This is a genomic window from Methylobacterium sp. 88A (genome assembly GCF_000376345.1).
Classification (GTDB): Bacteria; Pseudomonadota; Alphaproteobacteria; order Rhizobiales; family Beijerinckiaceae; genus Methylobacterium; species Methylobacterium bullatum.
In genome coordinates this window covers 2,859,749-2,880,571 of record NZ_AQVT01000001.1, presented here as the reverse complement: position 1 = coordinate 2,880,571, position 20,823 = coordinate 2,859,749, and the positions used below count along the sequence as shown (strand labels likewise).

The 20,823-nt window shown below is 67.5% G+C and carries 19 protein-coding genes and 1 riboswitch; of the genes, 11 read left to right on the top strand and 8 right to left on the bottom strand.

What is annotated here, in order from left to right; all coding sequences use genetic code 11:
* Positions 1-43: 43 nt before the first annotated feature.
* The 3 genes from ykgO (at position 44) to A3OM_RS0113895 (ending at position 1,921) form a co-directional block, all read left to right on the top strand.
* Positions 44-169 (top strand): type B 50S ribosomal protein L36, encoded by a 126-nt coding sequence (gene ykgO / locus A3OM_RS0113905; protein WP_003601867.1) that lies wholly within the window; start codon positions 44-46, stop codon positions 167-169.
* 84 nt (positions 170-253) lie between these two features.
* A complete protein-coding gene (locus tag A3OM_RS0113900; protein WP_026176017.1) occupies positions 254-898 on the top strand; it encodes a tetratricopeptide repeat protein in 645 nt (214 codons plus the stop codon).
* Positions 899-904: 6 nt separating this feature from the next.
* Entirely contained in the window at positions 905-1,921 is a 1,017-nt protein-coding gene (locus tag A3OM_RS0113895; RefSeq protein WP_018044366.1) for an alpha/beta hydrolase, read from the top strand.
* 5 nt (positions 1,922-1,926) lie between these two features.
* On the opposite strand, the gene pyk is transcribed toward A3OM_RS0113895, so the two are convergent.
* The gene (gene pyk, locus A3OM_RS0113890) at positions 1,927-3,363 is read right to left on the bottom strand and encodes a pyruvate kinase (RefSeq protein ID WP_018044365.1); all 1,437 of its coding nucleotides are present in this window, start codon (positions 3,361-3,363) and stop codon (positions 1,927-1,929) included.
* Between the two features lie 628 nt (positions 3,364-3,991).
* Between pyk and A3OM_RS24010 the strand changes: the two genes are divergently transcribed.
* Positions 3,992-5,461: a glycosyltransferase family 61 protein gene (locus A3OM_RS24010; RefSeq protein WP_018044364.1), complete on the top strand. Its 1,470-nt coding sequence runs from the start codon at positions 3,992-3,994 to the stop codon at positions 5,459-5,461.
* Positions 5,462-5,552: 91 nt separating this feature from the next.
* Here the strand turns inward: A3OM_RS24010 and A3OM_RS0113880 are convergent, their stop codons facing one another.
* Both A3OM_RS0113880 and A3OM_RS0113875 read right to left on the bottom strand, forming a co-directional pair.
* Complete coding sequence (locus tag A3OM_RS0113880) at positions 5,553-6,020, bottom strand: DUF1036 domain-containing protein (protein WP_274534485.1); 468 nt, start codon at positions 6,018-6,020, stop codon at positions 5,553-5,555.
* 4 nt (positions 6,021-6,024) lie between these two features.
* Positions 6,025-7,353, bottom strand: coding sequence for a glycerate kinase (locus A3OM_RS0113875; RefSeq protein ID WP_018044362.1), 1,329 nt, complete (start codon positions 7,351-7,353; stop codon positions 6,025-6,027).
* A 205-nt stretch (positions 7,354-7,558) separates the two neighbouring features.
* On the opposite strand from A3OM_RS0113875, the gene A3OM_RS0113870 reads away from it, so the two are divergent.
* A complete protein-coding gene (locus A3OM_RS0113870) occupies positions 7,559-8,305 on the top strand; it encodes an N-formylglutamate amidohydrolase (RefSeq protein WP_018044361.1) in 747 nt (248 codons plus the stop codon).
* An 84-nt stretch (positions 8,306-8,389) separates the two neighbouring features.
* Here A3OM_RS0113870 and A3OM_RS0113865 read toward each other — a convergent pair whose 3' ends face one another.
* Entirely contained in the window at positions 8,390-8,662 is a 273-nt protein-coding gene (locus tag A3OM_RS0113865; RefSeq protein WP_018044360.1) for a hypothetical protein, read from the bottom strand.
* A gap of 324 nt (positions 8,663-8,986) precedes the next feature.
* Between A3OM_RS0113865 and A3OM_RS0113860 the strand changes: the two genes are divergently transcribed.
* From A3OM_RS0113860 to A3OM_RS0113830, 6 genes are all read left to right on the top strand, one after another.
* A complete protein-coding gene (locus tag A3OM_RS0113860) occupies positions 8,987-9,730 on the top strand; it encodes a DUF2259 domain-containing protein (RefSeq protein WP_018044359.1) in 744 nt (247 codons plus the stop codon).
* Between the two features lie 696 nt (positions 9,731-10,426).
* Complete coding sequence (locus tag A3OM_RS0113850) at positions 10,427-10,735, top strand: DUF1244 domain-containing protein (protein ID WP_018044357.1); 309 nt, start codon at positions 10,427-10,429, stop codon at positions 10,733-10,735.
* Positions 10,736-10,817: 82 nt separating this feature from the next.
* Positions 10,818-11,084, top strand: coding sequence for a DUF2312 domain-containing protein (locus tag A3OM_RS0113845; protein WP_018044356.1), 267 nt, complete (start codon positions 10,818-10,820; stop codon positions 11,082-11,084).
* Between the two features lie 58 nt (positions 11,085-11,142).
* Positions 11,143-11,889, top strand: a complete 747-nt coding sequence (locus A3OM_RS0113840; protein WP_018044355.1) for a response regulator transcription factor — start codon at positions 11,143-11,145, stop codon at positions 11,887-11,889.
* Positions 11,886-13,208 (top strand): ATP-binding protein, encoded by a 1,323-nt coding sequence (locus A3OM_RS0113835; protein WP_018044354.1) that lies wholly within the window; start codon positions 11,886-11,888, stop codon positions 13,206-13,208. Before A3OM_RS0113840 ends, A3OM_RS0113835 begins: the two co-directional genes overlap by 4 nt.
* Before the next feature lie 115 nt (positions 13,209-13,323).
* Positions 13,324-13,578: a hypothetical protein gene (locus A3OM_RS0113830; RefSeq protein ID WP_018044353.1), complete on the top strand. Its 255-nt coding sequence runs from the start codon at positions 13,324-13,326 to the stop codon at positions 13,576-13,578.
* Positions 13,579-13,615: 37 nt separating this feature from the next.
* On the opposite strand, the gene A3OM_RS0113825 is transcribed toward A3OM_RS0113830, so the two are convergent.
* From A3OM_RS0113825 to A3OM_RS0113810, 4 genes are all read right to left on the bottom strand, one after another.
* The gene (locus A3OM_RS0113825; RefSeq protein ID WP_018044352.1) at positions 13,616-14,956 is read right to left on the bottom strand and encodes a voltage-gated chloride channel family protein; all 1,341 of its coding nucleotides are present in this window, start codon (positions 14,954-14,956) and stop codon (positions 13,616-13,618) included.
* 24 nt (positions 14,957-14,980) lie between these two features.
* A riboswitch (Fluoride riboswitch) is annotated at positions 14,981-15,134 on the bottom strand.
* Positions 15,135-15,244: 110 nt separating this feature from the next.
* Complete coding sequence (locus A3OM_RS0113820; protein ID WP_198290827.1) at positions 15,245-16,849, bottom strand: DUF882 domain-containing protein; 1,605 nt, start codon at positions 16,847-16,849, stop codon at positions 15,245-15,247.
* A gap of 190 nt (positions 16,850-17,039) precedes the next feature.
* Positions 17,040-19,121, bottom strand: coding sequence for a L,D-transpeptidase family protein (locus tag A3OM_RS24005; RefSeq protein ID WP_018044350.1), 2,082 nt, complete (start codon positions 19,119-19,121; stop codon positions 17,040-17,042).
* A gap of 180 nt (positions 19,122-19,301) precedes the next feature.
* Positions 19,302-20,795, bottom strand: coding sequence for a sigma-54 dependent transcriptional regulator (locus A3OM_RS0113810; RefSeq protein WP_018044349.1), 1,494 nt, complete (start codon positions 20,793-20,795; stop codon positions 19,302-19,304).
* Positions 20,796-20,823 lie beyond the last annotated feature (28 nt).

The window sequence follows — 20,823 nt, the reverse complement described above, 5'->3', positions numbered from 1 at the left end:
CTATGGACAGGCGGCGGGCTCAAACCCGGCCGACGTGAGACCGATGAAGATTCGCAACTCCCTCAAGTCCCTCCGTGGCCGTCACCGCGACAACCAGCTCGTGCGCCGCAAGGGCCGCGTCTACGTCATCAACAAGACGCAGAAGCGCTTCAAGGCCCGTCAGGGCTGAGGCTGCGGGCTGCCCGGCAATTCGGGGCAGCCGCGTCAAGCCGGCCGGTTGACGGCGGCGTGAAGGGCGAGGAAGCTCGCTCTCATGACGCTGTCCCGGCACTTTGGCATTCCGTTCAACGCTGCGCTCCTGAGCGCCGCGTTTTTTTCGTTCGGGGTATCGTCCGCCGACGCTCTGCCTCAAGCAGGTCAGAGCAGAGAGACCGGACAGGTCAGGCAAACCGAGAAGGATGCACCCAGGAAGGTGCAGGCGCCGAGCCTCGAGGATCTCTATGCGAGGCTGAAGGCGTCCGAGGACGATGCCGAGGCCAAAGGCATCTCCCGCCTGATCGAGCAGCGCCTCGGGCGCTCCGGCAGCGCCACCGCCGACCTTCTCACGGAACGTGCCCGTCAGGCGATGTCGGGCCGCGACTATGCCCTCGCCGTCGAGTTGATGGACCGCGCTACCACCCTCGAGCCGCAATGGGCCGAGGGCTGGAACCGGCGGGCCACGGTGTTCTGGCTTCTCACCGACCAGACCAACGCCGTGGCCGACCTGCAGCGGACGCTGGTGCTGGAACCACGGCATTACGAGGCCTGGGCCGCGCTGGGGCGGATCTATCTGTCCATGGACGACAAGCGTCGCGCCCTGGACGCTTTCCGCCGCGCCGCCGCCATCTATCCGCGCATGGAGAAGCTCCAGAGCGCCATCGACCGGCTTGTCCCTGAGATCGACGGCCGGGACCTGTAGCCGGACATGGTTCTCCTCCACTGGCTCGGCCTGATCGCGGGCGCGATGCTCGGGGTGATCGTCAGCGTTCTCGCGGCCGGAGCCCTCGTCACCCTGATCGTCACCTTGCGGGTCGGCGCCCGGTTTCCGCCGCAGGGGCCTTTCATCGAGGTGGATGGCGGGCGGCTCGCCACCATCCAGGCCGGCCCGACGACGTCGTCGAAGGGGACCGTCGTGCTTCTTCACGGAGCCTCCGCCAACGCGGCCGACCCGATGGAAGGCGTCGGCCGCAGGCTCGCCCAGAACGGCTATCGCGTCATTGCCTTCGACAGGCCCGGATACGGCTGGAGCGACCGCCTCGGCGGCCGTGATGGGGGAAGCCCGGCGGTGCAGGGCCATGCGATCGCACAGGCGGTCGCGCGCATGGGGACCGGCCCGGTGGTCCTGCTCGGCCATTCCTGGTCCGGCGCCCTGGCCACCGCCATCGCCCTCGACCATCCCGAAGTCGTCTCGGGTCTCGTCCTGGTGGCGCCGGTGGCGATGCCGTTTCCGGCCATGGCGCCTCTGCCGTGGTACTACCGTCTCGCCCTGAAGCCTCCGGTCGCATGGCTGCTCAGCCGCACCGTCGCGACACCGATCGGCCTCTACTATCTGGAACGCGCGGGCCGTGCGGCCTTCCGCCCGCAGGAACTCCCCGGGGACTATCTCGAGCGGAGCCGCTCAGCCCTAGTGCTGCGCCCCGCGACGATGCTCGCGAATCTCGAAGACCTGATCGGCCTGCCCGCCGCCTTGGCGGCCCAGGCTCCACGCTACGGTGAGATCGCCGTTCCGACAGTGGTCGTCTCCGGCGATGCGGATGCCGCCGTTCCGGCGACGCGCCATGCCGACCCCCTCGCCAAACTCATCCCCGGCGCCCGGCTCGTTCTCCTGCCGGGCATCGGGCACATGGTGCCTTACATGGCAACGGACGCCCTCGTGGATGCGGTCGAAGGGCTCGCCACCCGGATCGGCGCGACGAGACATGAGCAGCCCGTCGCGCGCTGATCCGATCAGGCTCTCGCGGCGTGATCGCGGGTGACGAAGGCGATCCGCACGAGGTTGGTGGCGCCCGGTGTCCCGAACGGCACGCCGGCCACCACGATGACCCGGTCGCCGATCTCGGCGAAGCGCTCGCGCACGGCGAATTTCGCCGCGCGGAAGGCCATGTCGTCCACGTCGCTGGCATCGTTGGTGACGATCGGGTGCGTGCCCCAGCACATGGCCAGCCGCCGGGCGGTCTCGCGCTTCGGCGTCAGCGCGATGATCGTGGCGTTGGGCCGCGAGCGGGCGAGACGCAGGGCCGTCGATCCCGAATGCGTCCAGGCCATGATGGCGGTGAGGTTGAGGGCGTCGACCATCTGATGGGCGGCCGCCGCGATGGCGTCCGATGCGGTGGCGTCGGGCTCCGAACGCTGCGCCGTGAGGATCGTCCAGTAGAGGGCATCGCGCTCCACCTGCTCGGCGATGCGGCTCATCATCGAGATCGCCTCGATGGGGAAGGCGCCGGACGCGCTCTCGGCCGACAGCATCACCGCATCGGCGCCCTCGTAGACGGCGGTCGCCACGTCCGAGACCTCGGCGCGCGTCGGCACCGGGGCCGTGATCATCGATTCGAGCATCTGCGTCGCGACGACGACGGGCTTGCCGAGGCGCCGCGCACCGCGCGTGATGCGTTTCTGCACGCCCGGCACCTGCTCCAGTGGCATCTCCACGCCGAGATCGCCGCGCGCCACCATGATCCCGTCGGAGATCTCGATGATCTCGTCGAGGCGGGTGAGGGCCTGCGGCTTCTCGATCTTGGCCATGACCAGGGCGCGGCCGGCGGCGACCTTCTTCACCTCGGCCACGTCCTCGGGACGCTGAACGAAGGAGACCGCGATCCAGTCCGCCCCGGCATTGAGCCCGGCTTCGAGATCGCCGCGATCCTTCTCGGTCATCGCCGCCACCGGGATCACGGTGTCGGGCAGGGACACGCCCTTGCGGTTGGAAATCCTGCCGCCGATGACGACCTCGGTCACCGCGCGTCCCTCGGAGACCTCGGTCACGACCAGGCGCAACTTCCCGTCATCGATGATGACGACGTGGCCCGGTTCCAGCGCGGAGAGAATCTCGGGATGCGGCAGGTAGACACGATGGATGTCGCCCGGCGTCGGATCCGAATCGAGCACGAACGAGGCGCCGTTCTCGAGGATGGCGCCGCCCTCGGCGAAGGCGGCGACCCGCAGCTTCGGGCCCTGGAGATCCACCAGGACCGCGATGGGCCGGCGCAACTCGCGCTCGATGGTGCGGATCACCTCGATCTTCTCGGGCAATTTCTCGCGCGGAAGGTGGCTCATGTTGAGCCGGAACACATCCGCACCGGCGCGGAACAGTTTCTCGATCATCTCCGGCGTATCGGAAGCCGGACCGAGGGTGGCGATGATCTTCGTGCGGCGCGAGCGTTTCACTCCGGTCTCCAAGTTTTTGAGGATACCCGTCGGATTCGAACGGCCGATTGGGGGCGAGGGGTCACAAGCACCGAGGCGGGCCGCGCGTCAAGGTTTCGCGCTCATATCGGTTGGCGAAACGACCTGCTTGATCCGCTGCCGCGTCTGGCCGGGATCGCGGCCGTTCAGGGAGTGCCCCCGCTAGAGAAGTACGGCGGCTCGGCTTGCATGACACAATACGAGGACGGCCGATCGAAAAGAGGAAAAATTCAGCGGGAGGGTCGAGCGCTTCGCTTTGACATCGCTGCGCGCCTTGAGGTAGGCCCGCATTGCAAGACCGGAGTTGTACCCAGTCTGGTTTCCCGTAAAGGCAGGAGAAATCAATGGACGAGCAAGCAACTTCTCAGCGCTCCGAAGCGGCTGAAAAGCGGCGCCAGGACCGTATCGGCGCTCGCAAGGCAGCGCGCCGCAAAGCTCGTGTTGAGGCCCGTCCCGCAAAGGCATCGGATTCGAGCGACGAGAGCTGAACGATCAGGCCAGAAGGGCATCTTGCGCTCCGGCATTGCAAGCCGGCTCCGATCATCAAGACGGTTCATCGCCAGCTTGCAACCTTGGATCGAAACGACGGAGTTGGACGAGAGTGAGCGTTGTGAAGACCGAAGCATCGCCCAGCGATGCGAATGCAGCGCTCCGTGCCTGTCGCCGCCATGCCGTGGCAAACGAATGGACCGCTGTGATCGACAAGACGGAGGATCGCTCCCTCCAAATCTTGCAGCCTCAACTGGTGATGCAACGACTCTACGCGGCGCTGATGTTGAATGACGAGGCGCTGGTCGCTCAGGTGACCGAGCGTGTCCTCGAACCGGACATCTCCATGGGTGTGAAGCTCGCTGCGGTGAAGGAACTTGCCCTGCGCGAGCACCCCGAAAAAGGCGCCCGTATCCTGATCACCGATGCCGAGGCCCAGGCCTCGCCGCGCTTCGGTAAAGCCGCCAGACACGTCTTCAAGCATTTGCAGGATCCTATCCTTAAGCAAAAACTCAAGGATTGCGTAAGCAAATTCCGCGGTGGCGGCGACCTGATCAGAAGTGACAAGACGAACTTTGCTTTCCGGAACCAGCCCAAAAATGAAGTCTGGGGTACGGTTGCGCTGACGACATCGCCGAAGACGTCCTCTCATCACGCCGAGATGCTCGCCAACGATGCGGCGAAATTCCGTGAGTCGGCGGAAGAGGGGAGACAACCAAAAGTCATCGAGTACCGGAATGTCTTCACGGAACCCTCGGGCCAGATGTGGACCGAAAAGGGTGAACTCATCATCCCCCGTGGGATACCCATGGCGACCTTGGACCGAGCCTCCGTCGAGACGATCTCTATCGGCTTTGCTGGAAATCGCGGAAGCCGTGGGATCTACCATTGGATCGCGGATTATCTCCCCCGTCTCGCCTGGATCCCCGATAGCGATATTCTCGAGGATGAAAGCTTCAAAATCCTGTTGAACGGGAAAAATCCCGGATTTGAGCAGGTGACACTGGATATCCTCGGCTTCGGCGAAGCGGCGAAGAAGCTGACCGGACCGGTTTTCGTCGAACGGCTGCTTCTTGCACCCGTTACCTTCAAGGGCATGGTGGGCTGGAAACACCTCGATCCGGTCTATGAGACGTTGGGGGAAGAGGCCAGCCGAATGGCGGCCGAGCACGGTATCGCGCTTCCCGAACGCCTCTACATCACGCGGCGCGATGCCGACCGTCGCGTGCTGACCAACGAAGCGGAGATCGAGACCCTAGCCCGCGAACGTGGCTTCGAGATTCAAGAGTTTTCAAGCATTCCGCTCTGGCACCAGATTGCCCTCGCCCGGCATGCCTCGGTGATCATGGCGCCCCATGGTGCGGGCCTGTCCCATATCGTGTTCTCGCGACCAGGAACGATGATCCTGGAATTGCTGCCCATCAAGGACGGCTCGTATGCGCTTCGTTTTAACTACGCGCGCCTGTCGATCGCCAAGGGGCACGATTACCGTGCTTGGCTCGAGGAGCAGCAGATCCTCGTCAATTCCTGGACGATCGATCTCGATTCGTTCGTACCTTTCCTCGATTCGGCGCTCCACAAGGCCGAATGACGCGACAAGAATAGGTGAAGCTTATCATTTCTCTATAATTCGGCCCTGGCCCTTCGAAAGGGCTTTCCCGACGAGCGAGGATATTACCCGCTTAAGGCGCCCCCGGCTGGCTCGGGTCAGTGAGCTGGATCGTCCAGCTCTTCTGCTCACCGGTATCGACCTCGTAGAAGCCGTTGCGGTCGTAGCCTCGCGCGAGACAATCCTCGACGCCGCGAATCGTGAATTCGGTGTCGCGGGTGCACATGAGCGATCGGCCGTTCCACTCGCCACCGCGGGTATAGTCCACCGCGTAGACGTAATAGAACCGCGCGGCGAGAGCGCCGCGCAGCAGGGTTTCACACCCTTTGGGCGCCACGTCCCACCACCCTTCCGTCACCCAGCCCTGCGTATCGCGATATCCCAGCGAGATGCCGACCTTGCTTGCGGTCTGGTTGCACATCCGCAGATCGGCGCGGGCGGGCGAGGCGGTGAGGAAGAGGGCGGCCAGCGGGGAGGCGAGCCAGAGAACCTTCCCCCTCCCCACGCGCGGCGGGGAGGGGGTCGTACGGCGACGGCTCACGCCGTTAACCGACGAGGATGATGCGGCAATCGTTGACATTGGTGCGAGTGGGACCCGGCTGGACGAGATCGCCGATCGTGGCGAAGAACTTCGTCGAATCATTGTCCGCGAGCATCGCAGCCGGATCGAGGCCGGCGGCGCGGGCGCGCTCCAGCGTCGTCGGGTCGACGAGACCGCCGGCCGGATCGGTGGCCTCGCCGCGTCCGCCGTCGGTGCCGTCGGTATCGGCGGCAATGCCGAGGATACCGGATTCGCCATCGAGGCCGATCGCGAGGGCGAGGGCGTATTCCTGGTTCGGGCCGCCATGGCCCTCGCCGACGATGGTCACGGTGAGTTCGCCGCCGGAGATGATCGCCACCTTACGGCCGGCCGCCTTCATCTCCTTGGCGAGGGCGGCGTGTTCCGCCGCGACCTCGCGGGCCTCCCCCTCCACGTCGGGGCCGAGCATCACGATCTCGTAGCCGGCGCGCTTGGCCGCGTCGGACGCCGCGTTCAGGGCGTCGATGGGACGGGCGATGATGCGGTACTCGGCCCGGGCGAAGGAGGGGTCGCCCGCCTTCGGGGTCTCGTTGGCCGGGTCGTTGAGGAGGGCCTTGGCGGTCTCGGGCAGGGGAATGTTGCGGCGCTCGCAGATCTCGCGGGCGTCGGCGAGCGTCGAGGGATCGGGCACGGTCGGACCCGAGGCGATCACCGCCGGATCGTCGTGCGGCACGTCGGAGATGGCCAGCGTCAGGATCGAGCGCGCGTTGCGGGCCATCATGGCCAGACGTCCGCCCTTGATCCGGGAGAGGTGCTTGCGCACCGCGTTGATCTCGTTGATCGGCGCGCCGGAGCGCAGCAGCGCCTTGGTCACCGCCTGTTTCTCGGTGAGGGTGAGGTCGCCGGCGGGCGCGATCCAGTTGGCCGAACCGCCGCCCGAGAGCAGCACCAGCACGTCGTCCTCCGGACCGGCATCGGCCGCGATCTTCAGGGCGTCGATGGTGGCGTCGATGCCGGCCTGGTCCGGCACCGGGTGCCCGGCCTCGACCATGCGGATCATCGGGGCATCCTCGCCGTAGCCGTGGCGGGCCACCGCCAGGCCGACGATGCGGCTCTCGTCGACACCGTGCTGCTCCCGGTAGAACCGGCTCGCCACGGCGGCCATGCTGCCGCCGGCCTTGCCGGCACCGAGGATGATCAGCCGGCCCGTGCCGGGGGCGGGCAGGTGCGGCACCAGGCAGCGGGACGGATGCGCGGCGGCGATCGCCTCGTCGAGGAAGCCGAGAAGCAGGCCGCGAGCGGCATCGTGGGACGAAGGGGAGGAAGCGGGGGAGGCGTGTGAAGGCGCGGTCATGGCGTGTCCGTGTCTCATCAAGGTCCGATCGCGCGGGCCGGATTGCTTGTCCGCCGGATTATTGCCGTGGCGGCGCGATCGCCTATACGTGCTGTGCCCGAGCCCTGCCGCCTCGGCAAGCGTGCGATGACGCGACCGGCGGCGTGTTTCCTGCCTGCCCAGGGGGATTTCCTCCCGATCGGCCCTGAAGGACCGTGACCACCTCATGTTTCCGCCGCATCCCGTCGAGACGATCCCAGGCGATCCCGCATCCGGGCTCCTCCTCATCTGCGAACACGCTTCGAATCACGTACCGGAGGATCTGGCGCAGCTCGGCGTTCCGGAACGGGAATTCGCGCGCCACATCGCCTACGATATCGGCGCGGCGGATGTGACGCGGCGGCTCGCGGCACATCTCGGCGTGCCGGCCATCCTCACGCGGTTCTCGCGCCTCGTCATCGACCCCAACCGGGGGCGCGAGGACCCGACGCTGGTCATGCGCCTGTCGGATGGTGCGGTGGTGCCGGGCAACGCCCGCATCGACGAAGCCGGCAAGGACGAGCGCATCCGGCGCTTCTACGTGCCGTTCGACGAGGCGGTGAATGCGGCCGTCGCGCGGGCCACGGAGGTAGGCGTGCCGCCTTCCATCGTCACGATGCACAGCTTCACGGCCTCGTGGCGCGGCTTTATGCGGCCCTGGCATGTGGGCATCCTGTGGGACGGGGACGACCGGATGAGTGCGCCCCTCATCGCCGGCTTGCGCGCCGACCCGGCCGGGCTGACGGTGGGCGACAACGAGCCCTATGGCGGGGGCCTGCCGGGCGACACGATCGACCGCCACGCCATCGCGCGCGGCCTGCCCAATGCCCTGGTGGAGATCCGGCAGGATCTCATCGCCCTGGAGCCGGGCCAGATCGAATGGGCGGCGCGTTTCGCCAAGCTCCTCCGACCGCTGATGCCGAAAGCCGGCTGACCGTCATTCGGTGATGAACAGAGAGCACATACGAAAGCGGCGGGGCTCACGCCCCGCCGCTTTCGTCATTTGAGCAGACTGTGTTTAGCGGGGGCCGCCGGAGGTGCGGCCGTACTGCCAGACCGGGAAGCTGTTCTGCTCTGCGTTGCCTTCGCGGGCGGAATCGACGCTGCGGCGGCTGACGACCGACCCGGTGGTCAAATCGTCATCGGCGACGACCTGACGGCCTGCACTGCCGGGGGCCGCGTAGGCAGAGATACCGGCGGGCGCAGTATAGCTCTGAGCGAGCGCAGGCGAAGCAACGGCGCCGAGGGTCAAAGCAACAGCGGCAACGGCGGAAGCGAAACGGGTGTTCATGACTGGATCCTATTGAATGTCGCGGTCTCCGTCAGAGGGCGGTGGGCCGTGAGTTCCTGTGTAGCCCCGATGTAGGACGAACCCTGCCGCAACGTCGTGCGGTTTGGCACCCGCATGCGCGAGACGCCGGGCAAGCGCTGATTTGAGGCCTCGCGATGCGCTAGACGCAAGAGAGCGAGGAGCAGCAATCACCGAGATCAAGTGGCATAATGTGATTGCTGTCATCGAGACGAATGGCGATTCGGCATCACTTCGTGGTAGTCGCTTGCCGGTTTTCGATCTTGTCAACAGGTTGCCGACGCCAGGACTTAGGAGAGCAGAGAATTGATATTCAATATCTGCAAGCTTACGGTCGTTTTGCTGATGTTGTTGGCCTTACCGGCCTCAGCCGGAGACCGCGCCGGGATCGGCTTCATCGGCTATTCCAACACCGGCTCTTATTTCGCCTACGAGGAATTCGGCATCCAGGACGGTTCTGGCTTTGCGTATGCCAATCTGTACGTGCTCGACCTCAACACCAAGAGCTGGGTCGAGGGCACCCCCTTCCGTCAGGTAATCGAGAACGAGACCGGCAGCATCGCCTCGGCAGTGGCCGGCGTACGGGCCAAGGCCAAGCCCATGCTCGACAAGCTGGACATTGGTGAACCGGTAGATATCGCTGCCCTCAATGCCGATGGTGCACTGAACACCGATATGCGCAAGTTGCGCTTCGGCCGCCCTGGTGACGGCATGGCGGATCCCGATCAGGACTATGAGCTGGTGCTGTCAACAATCGAGGACGGTATTGCCCCGCCAAAATGCGCGGCCCTGGGCGAGGAGTATGTATCGGGCTTTGCCCTTACCTTGACCGTCAATGGAAAAGCTCGCGAGGTTTATCGCGATACCGCCGTGCCGGAGAGCCGTGGCTGCCCGCGGGGCTATCGGCTTTATGCAGTGGTCAGACAGTACGATGGTCTCGTCTCCTTTGCACCCGACATGACGCCAGGTATGGTCGCCATCGTCTCGGTCTATTCGATGGGTTTTGAGGGTCCGGACAGGCGTTTCATCGCTGTTCCAATTGGCAGTTAGCCCTCACGCCTGACGAGATCGCTCGGGTTTGCGCCGCGCCGGGCAATCAGCCTGCAACATTATGTTCCGGGGTTGAGGATTGCGAGCTTGACCAGAACATCCGCGTGCACGGCTTCTACTTCTCCGGTGCGCGCGACGCTCGGTGCGGCTTCCAGCATGGCTTTATAGGCTGTCGTGGCTGACGCCGCGCTGCCAGCGACAGTTCCGCCGCGCCGGCCCGTTGACACCCACTCCGGATCAACCGCGCCCCGCTCCAATTTTGAATGGCCTTCCGCACGGAGCGACGGTCGGCGCCTCCGGTTTCGCAACCGTTCTGACAGTTCCCGTAACTCCTCATCCCGATCGACCACCGGAGCCGAGACCCGGATGGCAAGATCCCCAAGGGACACTGCAGGCTCACCGGAATATGAACCCACCCGAAGAGCGACGGACATTAGTCCTGGCGCTGGACAGGCCGTTGGCCGCTCGGGAACGAGGTGACTACATAGGGGGCCGCGTTATTCGCGATCCCAAGCGAAGTGTCCGGCGCCTCCCGCATGAACCCGCATTTCCGCGGGAGGTCATGCGCGCGCAGGAGCGCCGGGATCGCCATGCCCCCGAAAGCCATGCGCCCGAAAACGGGACCGCGCATCAGCGATGGTATATCCTCGCGCGAAAGCGGTGACTGGCCGCGAGCCCGAGGATGAGGAAACAGCCATGACCGAGATCGACACCGCCACCCGGACGGAATTGGAAGCCGCGGTGTTCCGCCGCCTCGTGGCGCATCTGCAGACGCGCAGCGACGTCCAGAACATCGACCTCATGAACATGGCCGGCTTCTGCCGGAACTGTCTGTCGAACTGGATGAAGGACGCCGCCGACGAGCGCGGCCTCGGCCTCACCAAGGACGAGACCCGCGAGCGCGTCTACGGAATGCCCTATGAGGAATGGAAGCGGCTGAACCAGGCCGAGACCACGTCCGAGCAGCAGGCGGCCTTCTCGAAGGCCCAAGCCGAGCCGCACTAAGCTTCCGGTAAGCGTGATCGCTTAACCAGCCTCCTCCGGCGCATCCCACCCGATGCGCGTCAGATCAGGAATTGAGACGCTCATGGCCGCTTCCGCCGCACCCGCCGTCGATGCCTCCTCGGTTGCCGCCGACCAGCTCAAGAGCTTCATCGAGCGCATCGAACGCCTGGAGGAGGAGAAGGCCGGCCTCGCCGGCGACATCAAGGACGTCTATGCCGAGGCCAAGGGCACCGGCTTCGACGTGAAGGCCCTGCGCAAGATCATCTCCCTGCGCAAGAAGGACCATGCCGAGCGCCAGGAGGAAGAGGCGATCCTGGAGCTCTACATGCAGGCCCTCGGCATGGTGTAGGCCGACATCGCGGCGTGCCGGCCCAACCTTTCGCACATAGGGCAGGGCAATAACGACGATGCCTCAGCTCCTCGACACGCCCTCGCTTGCCGGCACGGCACACATCCTCCTCGTGGAGGATGACGACGGCATGCGGATGCTCGTCACCCGCCTGCTGCGGGAAAACGGCTACCGCGTCACCGGTTGCCGCAACGGCGGGGAGATGTGGCGGCTCCTGCCGGAGGGCGGCATCGATCTCGTCCTCCTCGACGTGATGCTGCCCGGCGCCTCCGGCATCGATCTCCTGCGGAGCCTGCGCGCGAAGAGCACGGTTCCGGTCATCATGGTCAGCGCCCGCAACGAGGAGGCGGATCGCGTGCTCGGCCTCGAATTCGGGGCGGACGATTACGTGGCCAAGCCGTTCGGACGGCCGGAACTGCTCGCCCGGATCCGCGCGGTTCTCCGGCGCTCCGCCATCGCCGCGACCGCGCCGGATGCGTCCCGCAGCGAGAGCGTGGCCTTCGACGGCTGGCGTCTCGACCTGCGCAGCCGCTCGCTCCGCGACCCCGAGGGCGCGGGCGTCGACCTGTCCGGGGCGGAATACGACCTGCTCCTGGTGTTCCTCGACCATCCGAACCGCGTCCTCGGCCGCGAGCAGATCCTGGAACTGTCCCGCGCCCGCCTCGGCTCGCCCTCGGACCGCAGCGTCGACACCCTGGTGAGCCGACTTCGGCGAAAGCTGGAGCCGCCGGACGGCCACACCGCGATCATCAAGACGGTCCGTGGCTCAGGCTACATCTTCAGCGCGACGGTCGAACGGAGGTGAGGCGCCTGCTCGCCTTCGTGCGCAGCCTCGAGGCGCGCACCATGGCCGTACTGCTCGTGGCCATCGTCGTCGTCCATGCCGGGGCATTGCTGCTCTATCGCCAATCGGCGGTCGCGGCCGCCGACGAGGCCTTCGCGCAGCAGCTCGGCACTCAGCTGGCTCTGGCGCGGGAAGGCCTGATCCGGCGGCCGGTGATGGAGCGCGACACGGAGGCGAGGGCACTGTCCTCGCCACATTTCGAGATCGGGTGGTCGAAGGCCCCGCCGATCCGCCCGCGGGAGCGTGACGATCCCATCCTCTGGTCGCTCAGGTCCCGCATCCTCGCCCTCCAGCCGAGCCTCGGCCCCGGACTCGTCCTCGCCATGGGGGAGGGGGAGGATGCGCTGCACGCGCAGGATCTGAGCGGGGCGCTCTCGCTGCCCGATGGCGGCACGCTGACCTTCCGTTCCGCCCATGCTCCGAACCTCGCCCGCCTGGGAGCCTGGGCTTTCGTCTCGACGGCGGTGGCGATCCTCGTCGGCCTCGCCGCCGTACTGCTGGTGCATCGGATCGCGAAGCCCTTGCGCAGCCTCACCCGAGCCACGGAAGCGATCGGCAACGGCCCCGTGGTCGCCGTGCCCGAGGCCGGCCCGGACGAAACGCGCGGAATCGCCCGCGCGCTCAATGCCATGCAGCACCGCATTCACGGACTGGTCTCCGAGCGGACTCAGGCACTCGCGGCCGTCTCCCACGATCTGCGCACGCCCATCGCCCGGCTGCGCCTGCGCATCGAGCGCCTGGCCGACGCCAAGGAGGGACAGGCCATGTCCGGCGACCTCGACGAGATGCAGGCCATGATCGACTCGACGCTGGCTTATCTGCGCGGCGATACGGACCCGGAGCCACGCCGGATCACCAACGTGGCGAGTCTCGCGATGAGCGTCGCCAATGCCGCCGCCGATGCCGGCCGGCCCGTCACGTATGACGGGCCCGGCAGGGCACTGTCGGAGGTTCGACCCGTCGCCCTGAGGCGGGCCCTGGAGAACCTCGTCGACAATGCCGTGCGCTATGGCGAACGAGCCGCCATGATCCTGGAAGTCGGCGAGGACGCGGTCGTCCTGAGGATCGAGGATGACGGCCCCGGTATTGCGCCAGAGGAGGTGGAGAGCGCGTTCGCGCCGTTCACGCGCCTGGAGGCCTCGCGCAATCGCCATACCGGCGGTACCGGTCTGGGCCTCACCATCGCCCGGCGCGCGATCCAGGCCGAGGGCGGCAATCTCACCCTGACCAACCGGGCCGAGGGCGGGTTGCGGGCCGAGCTGATCCTGCCGCGCGTGTAGGTCCAGGGCACGCCTGACACACTTCGTCACGAAGGCGGCGCGCGGGCGTCAAACGGTTTTTCCATCTCCTGGATCGACGCGGCGGAGCAGCCGCGCAACCACGGAGACACCGACCATGACACGCTTTGCACGCAGCCTCGCCGCCACCGGCATCCTCTTCGGCCTCGCGGTTCCGGCCCTGGCCATCGACGGGCACGGCAATGCCAGCAACCCCTCCGTCTCGGTCCCGAACACCGGGACCGTGTCGGGCGGCCCGGCCCATCGCGACGACCCGCGCGTTCAGGAATCCAAGGAGGTCGGACGTGACGGGAAGCCGCTGCATTCCGACAAGGATGGCCACGCCCACGGCCACAGCCACGACAAGAAGTGACGATCGGGCGGGAGGTGCGAGGCCGCCTCCCGCCGCTTCAACGCCGGGTGCGCGCCTCGCGCAGGGTGGAGCCGGGCTCGACGGCGCCGCCCTTCGAGACGGCGATGCGCTGCGACAGGTAGATGCCGTGATGGCCCGAACAGGCATAGGCGGCAAAGCACGCGACCGCCATGGCGACGCCGTGCGTGGCCCCGAACAGCTCGATCCCCATCAGCGTGCAGGCGAGCGGCGTGTTGGCGGCGCCCGCGAAAACCGCCACGAAGCCCAGCGCCGCCATCAGGTCGAGGGGCGCCCCCATCACTCCGCCAAGGGCATTGCCGAGGGCGGCGCCGATGAAGAACAGCGGCGTCACCTCGCCGCCCTTGAAGCCCGAAGCCAGGGTGACGACGGTGAAGAGTATCTTCCAGGCCCAGGACCAGGGATGGACCTCCGGGCCGAAGAAGCTCGCGATGCTCAAGCCTCCCGCATCCGGCGCGGTGACGCCGAGGCCGAGATAGTCACGGGTGCCGACCGCGTAGACGAGGCCGATCACCGCCAGGCCGCCGAGGACCGGGCGCAGGGGCGCGTAGGGAATCAGGCGCTTCAACCACCCGCCGAGGATGTGGTTGGCCTCGGCGAAGACGAGAGCCGCGAGCCCGAAGGCGACACCCGCGACGGCGACTTTCGCCAGTAGAATCGGATCGAGGGCGATGGGGCCGGTCGCATGCGCCAGATAGGCGATGCGGAACAGCGAATGGTGGATGCCCCAGGCCTGGCAGGCCCAGTCGCCGATGACGGCCGCGAGCAGGCTGGGGATCAGAGCGGCATATTCCACCCGGCCGATGGCCAGGACTTCGAGGGCGAAGACGGCCCCGGCGATGGGGGTGCCGAACACCGCCCCGAACCCTGCCGCCACGCCCGCCATCAGCACGATGCGCGTGCCCGCCGGATCGAGCCTGGCCAGGCGCCCGATGGCGCTGGCGAGGCTGGCGCCGAGTTGCACCGCCGTGCCTTCCCGGCCGGCGGACCCGCCGAAGAGATGGGTCACGACGGTCCCGAGGACGATCAGCGGCGCCATGCGCAGGGGAACGCCGCCACCGGGCTCGTGGATCTGATCGACCACGAGGTTGTTGCCGCCCTCCACGCCGCGCCCGACGCGGTGGTAGAGCAGGCCGATGGCAAAGCCCCCCACAGGCAGCAGGAACAGCAGCCAGGGATGCGTGAACCGGGCGCTCGTGGCGACGTCCAGGCACCAGAGAAAGGCCGCGCAGAGGGAGCCCACCACGACCGCCATCGGCACGAGGATCACCGCCCAGCGGGCGAACGCGATCGCCCAGGCCACGCGGACCATCGTGGCGCGCTTCAGATCGGCGATCCGGTTCTTGAAGGAGGCAGGCATGGTTCCACCGTCTTGCTGCGTGGCAAAAGGGTAGGAATCATCAGCCCTTATGGCGGTTCGGCTGAGTCTCTCTCACCGAACTCCCGCTGCGCCGTCGTACTCCGAGGGAGAACCGACCGTGATCGGGAGTTGTGTGAGGCACTCTTCACGCCCGGCAGAATCCATTGCCGCAGACTTCGTGTCCCGTGGCGGGCAACGCGTCAAGCCTGTTCCGCCCTCTGCGCACCCCATCGCCGCCGCCCGGGCGTCGGCCCCGACCCAAGTCGGAGGCCATCAGGTTAGCGAGGGTCAGCGCCCGGCAGCCACCGCGCGGGTGGACGAGCCGGTGAAGCGCGCGGCGGTGAGGTCGTCGCCTGGGCTACGTCCGGAGAAACGGCTGCGTACGCCGCTCTCCGCCTGGGCGACGAAGCCGGCCGGCGCGGCATCGGCGCGGGCGCGGGCCGGGGCGACGTGAACGGGAGAGGCGCGGCTGGCCGGCGCGGTCTCCGCGGCGGCCACCTCGAACAGGGCGCGCAGTTGCGTGCGGGCATCGGCATCCGCGGCGACGGGCCGGGCGAAACGGGTGGGCGCCGCGGTGACGGGCGGCGGCGCGGCCATCCCGGTGGGCGCGAGGCTCGCCACCTGAATGGCGGGACGCGGCGGCGGCAGGGGCATGGTGAGTGCGGCGGAGACGGCGGCGAATTCCGATGGCCGGCGCGGCGGCAGCGGCACGTCGATCGAACTCGCTTCCGCCTCGGCGGGGATCGCCGGCTTGGAGATGTCCTGAATCTTGGAGACGTCCCGAATCTCGGAGACGTCCTGGGTCAGGAGGCTCTGGGCATCGCGTCCGTCACGGCGCAGGAGAGCGCCCTTGAGGGCATCGGAGGCGGCCGGGGCGGCATAGGCCAGGGCCTCGCGGGTGCCCGACTGGTCGTCCGGATCGGCACTGGCCACGAGAACGGTGGGCTTTGCCCGGGCGCGGGCCGGAGCTTCGGGCGGCGGCGCGGGGGTCTTGGAGCCGCCACCGAAGAGGCTGGCGAAGAAGCCCTTGATGCTCGGGCCGTCATCCTCCTCCACCGTCGCGACCTGGGTCACGCCGAGCACGGTGCCGCCACGGGCGAGCACCTCCGCGCGGGCAAGCTCGTAGCCCGGCAGGGGCCGGTTGTCGGTGGGCAGGTGCACGGTCTTGCCGTCGGGAAACAGGCGCGCCAGCTGGTCGTGGCTCATGCGCGGCCATGAGCGGACGGAGCCGACGTCGAGATGGACGAAGGGCGAGCCGGCATGGGGATACCAGCCGACACCGCCGCGCTGCATCCGCATGCCGACGGCGCGCAGCTGGTCGATGGAGACATCCGGCAGGTAGAAATCCATTGCCTTGCCGAGCATGTGCTGGCTGAACTCGGCCACCGCACGCGACCGGCGGCGCAGCATGGCGTTGGTACCCGGTGACCGATAGGCCGAGACCACGGTGATCGGCTCCTGCGAGCCCACAGACCGGTAGGCCTCCCACACCGTGTCGAACAGGCGGGGATCCATCTTGGTGGGCTCGTCCAAGCGCCAGTCGCGCAGCATCCAGTTGAGCTGTTCCAACGCCGCCCGGTCGTAGCGCCCGTCACGCTTGAACGTGATCGTGGCGCTCTCCTTCGTATGGGTATGGTAGATCGAGAGAGTGCGGGTATCGCCGTTGGCGATCGCATCCTGCGTCCCTCGCGTGCCCGCGCCGAGCGCCAGGGCGATGCCCGACGCAGCGACGATCGAACGGCGCAGGCGGGGATGGGAGAAGGCGTCGCGGAGATAGCCCCGAAGGCGAGAGATCGGCTGGGTGGATCGGTCGGCCGGCTGGGCCTCTTCACGCAGCGGAATGCCCACGATCGTCCTCACCTCTGCCAGACCACGCGTTGGCGCGTGGATCATGGTGAACGCAAGGTTACCGAAAACCGTAAACGAAAGGTTCTCGGATCCTCAGCCATTCGCCGGTCGACACAACGGCTAGGTTTGAACCGTGGCGAAATCGTGCCGGCCCGCCGCCATGATTCAGCATCGACAAGAGCGGCGGCGCACATTCCTCGCCGCGTGACATTCGCGCAACGACACCGGTGGCTCGTTACCACCAGCCGCGGGAGACCGGGGCAGGGGCCGGTACCGGTCCCCACGGATCGACAGGGGCCACTTCGGCGGATCTGGCCGCCGGTGCCCTGACCGCCCGCACGGGATTGGCGCCGGAAGGGGCGGGGTGCGATGCGGCGCGGCGAACCTCCGGCGAAGCCCCGGCCGCGCCCGGCGCCGACGTCGAAGGCCGCGCCGCGACCTTGGCCGGCGCTTTCACCGGCGCCTTGGCGACGAGCAGGCTGCCCGGTGCGAGACCGAGGGCGATCTTCATGCGCGCATCGTGACCGTAGAGATCCGAAAACGTGCGTAGGGATCCGCGCTCGTCCGCATCGAGGGTGAAATAGGCGAGATGCACCGGCAGCTTCTCTGGCAGGCGGATGGTGCGCTCGCCCTTGCCGATGAGCTTCTTCAACCGCTCGCTCGACCACGCTTCGGGCAGGACCGAATCGGCGAACCGGAAGGGATCGTCCACGCGCACGCAGCCATGGCTCATCGCCCGCTGAGAAGCGGAAAACAGCGAACGGTTGGGCGTGTCATGCAGGTAGACGGCATGGTTGTTGGGGAAGAGGAACTTGATGAACCCGAGCGCATTCCGCTCGCCCGGCGGCTGGCGCACCGAGATGTTGCCGTTGCGATAGACAACCTCGTAGCCGCGACGGGCCGCGTAGTTCGGGTCGCGGGCCAGGGCGGGCAGGAACTCGTTCTTGAGGATCGAGGGCGGCACGTTCCAGGACGGGTTGATGACGGCGTATTCCATCATCCCGGAGAAGACCGGCGTCGGCGTCTCGGCCTTGCCGACGATGACCCGGGTCTCGTCGCGCTGCGTGCCGTTGCGGACCACCCGCAGGCGGAATTCGGGGATGTTGACCAGGACGTAGTCACGACCGAGGTCGCTCGGCAGCCAGCGCCAGCGCTCCATGTTGACGAGGACGGTCGCCTCCTCGTCGCCGACGCGCGAGGATGACTCGGCCCGGCCCAGGGCGGCGACGGTCTGCGGCGTGAGCGTGCCGGTGATCGGCAGGCCGCGACCGCGCTGGAACTTCGCCACGGCGGCGGACACGTTCGCATCGAACGCATGCGGCTCGCCGGAGGCGGCGTCGAGGGTGCCGGCGGTCCGGGTCGGCAAGCCGAAATGGCGGCGTAGCGCGGGGACGCGGGGATCGTTCATGCCGACCTTGAGCACCGGCCCGGCGGGAATTGTGACGGGCGATGCCGCCATGGGCGCGCTATGGAGATTGCGCAGGCTGGCGAGCCGCGCCTTCAGAGCGAGGTAGCCGGCCTGCGCCGGGTTGTAGCCCTGCAGCACGGTACCGGCTTGCGGACCGGCGCTGGCCACGCGCGCCAGGACGGCATCCGCGCTGGGAATGTCGAGAGTGGGCGTGATCAGGCGGGATATGGCGGACAGGTTGATGCGCGCGCCGCGTGCGTCCTTGGCGTAGAGTACGATGGCGGCCGAGAGTTTCAGCTCGATCTCGGCGGTCTGGGCCTCGGTCAGTCCCTGCGTGCCGATGACCGGCACCGGATAGGCCTGGACGTTGAGGCCGTCCTCGGCTGCGAGGGAAAGGCGGGACGCGGCGGCCTTGGCGGCGGGGGTGAAGGCGCCATCGACCACCCAGACCGGCTTGAAGGCACCGAGCCCGTAGAAGGCCTGCATCGCCTCCCGGTCCTTGGTGCTCAGGCGTGCGAGGAGAGGGGCCGGATCGGCGAGGCGGGCGGCGAGGGCCGCCCCCATCGGATCGGTCGGCACCGGTGCGGCAGCCACGGCGCCAGCGGGTTCGGAGCCGGCCTCGGCGTTCGAGGTCTCCGCCTTGCCCGTCTCGGGCGGGCTCGCTGGCGTTTGAACGGCCTCTCCCGCTGCGGCGGGTTTGGCCGGGTCGGGGGAGGGCGATACCGGCGCGGAGATCGCCCCGGTCGCCACCCTGTCGCCTTGCCCCTGCTCGGACGAGACCGATGGCGCGGCAGCGCTCTGCACCACGGATGGAGCCGGATCGAGCCGGGGTTCGGCCTTTACCGCGTAGCCGACACAACCCGCCATCAGGGCAGCCAGTGCGACGGAGGCGGAGCGCGAAGCGCCCATGATGAAACTCCCGGAACCGGCCGCAACGGCCGTGTTTGAGCTCAAAACAATCGCTGCTTGCGCCACCGCTTGCAACGGCGCGCGGGCAACAGTGGAAGCCCGGCGTGCGCCGGAGGCCGGAAACGCAGTGCCGTGACACACATCCCAATTCAAAGGATGCGAAGGGATCGCTCCCGCGTCTCAGGCAGCGGCTTCGTCGCCCTTCTCGTCGCCGTCGAGACCGAGATCCTTCAGCTTGCGGTAGAGCGTCGAGCGGCCGATGCCGAGGCGCCTCGACACTTCGGACATGCGGCCCCGGTAATATTGCAGGGCGAAGCGGATGATCTCCGCCTCCAGCTCGTCCATCGGTTTCATCTCGCCGGACTCCTCGGTGACAAGGGTCATGGCGTGGGGGTCGCGGACCTCCACGCGGACGATCTCGCGCACCGGCTCCGGAGTCCCGGCATGGACCATGGGCTGGACCGGGGCGGCCGGAATGCGCACGTCGAACCCTTCCACCTGGGCGGCGATCTGCGGGAACTCGGCCACGGTGAGCTCGTCGCTATCGGCGAGCACCACCGCGCGGAACAGGGCGTTCTCGAGCTGGCGGACATTGCCGGGCCAGCCGTAGCGGCTGAGCAGCGACATCGCCTCCGGCGTGATCGCGCGGACACGCTTGCCCTCCTCGGCGGCGAAGCGCGCACAGAACGAGCGCACCAGATCCGGGATGTCCTCGCGGCGCGCCCGGAGGGGGGGCAGGGTCATCGGGAAGACGTTCAGGCGGTAGTACAGGTCCTCGCGGAAGCGGCCCTGCTTGACGAGGTCGAGGAGCGAGCGGTTCGTGGCCGAGATGAGGCGGATGTCGATTCGGACACTGCGCTTGGCGCCCACCGGATCGACTTCCCCCTCCTGCAGGGCGCGCAGGAGCTTCACCTGGGCATCGAGGGGGAGTTCGCCGATCTCGTCGAGGAACAGCGTACCGCCCGACGCCTCGACGAACTTGCCCACATGGCGCTCGGTGGCGCCGGTGAAGGCGCCCTTCTCGTGCCCGAACAGGGTCGATTCGACGAGGTTGTCGGGAATCGCGCCGCAATTGACCGTGACGAAGGCCTTGCCGCGCCGGTCGCCCGACCCTTGGATCGCGCGCGCCAGCACCTCCTTGCCGACACCGGATTCACCCTCGATCAACACCGGGATGTTGGACTTGGCCGAACGCTCGGCCAGCCGGATCACGCGCTCCATGTCGGGGCTGCGCGAGGACAGGTCCTTGAAGGTGAGCGAGCCGGAGGCGCGCCGCCGCATGCGCCGGACCTCCTCCTCGAGCTGATCGACCTTGAGGGCGTTCTTGATCGAGACCTGGAGCCGTTCGGCACCGGCGGGCTTCACCACGAAATCGGTGGCGCCGGCCCGCATGGCGTTGACCACCGCATCGATGGAGCCGTTGGACGTCTGGACGATGACGGGGATGTCGAGACCCGACTGGCGCATCTGGGCCATGACGCCGAGACCGTCGAGGCCACCGGGCATCACCAGATCGAGGAGCACGACGTCGATCGGTTCGCCCGAACGCAGCACGGACAACCCGTCCTCGCCGCTCTCGGCGACCTTCACCTCGAAACCGAGGCGACGCACCATCGCTTCGGCGAGCCGGCGCTGGACGGGATCGTCGTCGACGATGAGGATCGTTGTCGACATGCGGAGAGCCTCGACCGTGTGCTGAGAA

Bases quoted from the DNA above. Each gene is read 5' to 3' on its own strand.
- ykgO (WP_003601867.1), top strand. From the start codon at position 44: ATGAAGATTCGCAACTCCCTCAAGTCCCTCCGTGGCCGTCACCGCGAC.
- A3OM_RS0113900 (WP_026176017.1), top strand. From the start codon at position 254: ATGACGCTGTCCCGGCACTTTGGCATTCCGTTCAACGCTGCGCTCCTG.
- A3OM_RS0113895 (WP_018044366.1), top strand. From the start codon at position 905: ATGGTTCTCCTCCACTGGCTCGGCCTGATCGCGGGCGCGATGCTCGGG.
- A3OM_RS0113875 (WP_018044362.1), bottom strand. From the start codon at position 7,353: ATGACCGCGCCTTCACACGCCTCCCCCGCTTCCTCCCCTTCGTCCCAC.
- A3OM_RS0113870 (WP_018044361.1), top strand. From the start codon at position 7,559: ATGTTTCCGCCGCATCCCGTCGAGACGATCCCAGGCGATCCCGCATCC.
- A3OM_RS0113865 (WP_018044360.1), bottom strand. From the start codon at position 8,662: ATGAACACCCGTTTCGCTTCCGCCGTTGCCGCTGTTGCTTTGACCCTC.
- A3OM_RS0113850 (WP_018044357.1), top strand. From the start codon at position 10,427: ATGACCGAGATCGACACCGCCACCCGGACGGAATTGGAAGCCGCGGTG.
- A3OM_RS0113845 (WP_018044356.1), top strand. From the start codon at position 10,818: ATGGCCGCTTCCGCCGCACCCGCCGTCGATGCCTCCTCGGTTGCCGCC.
- A3OM_RS0113840 (WP_018044355.1), top strand. From the start codon at position 11,143: ATGCCTCAGCTCCTCGACACGCCCTCGCTTGCCGGCACGGCACACATC.
- A3OM_RS0113830 (WP_018044353.1), top strand. From the start codon at position 13,324: ATGACACGCTTTGCACGCAGCCTCGCCGCCACCGGCATCCTCTTCGGC.
- A3OM_RS0113825 (WP_018044352.1), bottom strand. From the start codon at position 14,956: ATGCCTGCCTCCTTCAAGAACCGGATCGCCGATCTGAAGCGCGCCACG.
- A3OM_RS0113820 (WP_198290827.1), bottom strand. From the start codon at position 16,849: ATGATCCACGCGCCAACGCGTGGTCTGGCAGAGGTGAGGACGATCGTG.
- A3OM_RS24005 (WP_018044350.1), bottom strand. From the start codon at position 19,121: ATGGGCGCTTCGCGCTCCGCCTCCGTCGCACTGGCTGCCCTGATGGCG.
- A3OM_RS0113810 (WP_018044349.1), bottom strand. From the start codon at position 20,795: ATGTCGACAACGATCCTCATCGTCGACGACGATCCCGTCCAGCGCCGG.